Annotated in this window: 2 protein-coding genes; both read right to left on the bottom strand. The window is 37.4% G+C overall.

From position 1 onward, the window contains the following. Window positions 1-865, bottom strand: an 865-nt coding sequence (gene ltrA / locus H9650_RS20280; protein ID WP_191698007.1) for a group II intron reverse transcriptase/maturase, incomplete at its 3' end; no start/stop codon positions are given. Then, on the bottom strand, window positions 837-1,072 hold a 236-nt coding region (locus H9650_RS20580), incomplete at its 5' end, for a hypothetical protein (protein WP_225216195.1). The genes ltrA and H9650_RS20580, both read right to left, overlap by 29 nt.

The raw sequence follows: 1,072 nt of genomic DNA on the forward strand, positions 1-1,072 counted from the left end.
TAATTTTGGTTTTATCCTCCGCTATTTCTAAGTTAAACTTCTGTAATCTCAACTTTAATGATTGAAAGAATTCCTGAGCTTCGCTCTTATATTGGAAGCAACACACAAAATCATCAGCATATCTAACTATGTATGCATGTCCTTCACACTGTTTTCTGACTTCCTTCTCAAACCACAGGTCCAGGACATAATGAAGGTATAGATTGGCGAGTACCGGAGATATGACCCCACCTTGCGGTGTGCCTTTATCAGTCTTGTATTTCTTTCCTTCCTCCATGTATCCACCTTTAAGAAACCTACCAATTATTCTTAGTAAGTTAGGGTCAGTAATTCGCAGTTTTAAGAACTCCATCATCCATATGTGGTCAACGTTGTCAAAGAACCCTTTAATATCTACATCTACTATATAATTTACTGATTTCTTTTCAATATAATGATTTAATATTTTCAAAGCATCGTGGCAGTTACGATTTGGGCGGAACCCAAAAGAGCAGTCTAGAAAATCATTTTCATAGATGGCATTTAGTATTTTGGTAATGCCTTTCTGTACAATCTTATCTTCATGTTCCGGTAACCCCAATGGTCTTTTCTTGTTGGAGTTAAGCTTAGGAATATACATTCTCCTTACGGGAACAGGATGATAGCTTTTACTTTTAAGCCTACTTACTAAGTCCTCTATATTTTCCTCTAGTCTTTCACTGTATTGCTCTTTAGTTGTGCCATTAATCCCAGTTGCCTTCTTATTAGGTAATTCAAGATGACATTGAACTAGAGATTGCTTATTTAGTAAATGTACAATAGATGTAAATTTCATTTTGGGATCAGATTTTGCTAATTCAGCTATCCTTAATAGTTTTGTTTCCATTTAGTATTCCTACCTCCGAGTGTAGTAAATGTGTCCCTAGTAAGGGTGATAACTTGGTAGCAGCCTTTCCTCCATCGGCATTACCCAACTTCATTGGTACTACGCTGCTATCCGACTCCCTACAACGGCATTTGGTTTCCTTGCTTATTATCACTTGTACACCATACTCTTCTATAAGAAGAGACCGGTAGGGTCTCCCGAGTTGCC

The sequence above is a fragment of the Psychrobacillus faecigallinarum genome (genome assembly GCF_014836595.1).
In the GTDB taxonomy this organism is placed as follows: Bacteria; Bacillota; Bacilli; order Bacillales_A; family Planococcaceae; genus Psychrobacillus; species Psychrobacillus faecigallinarum.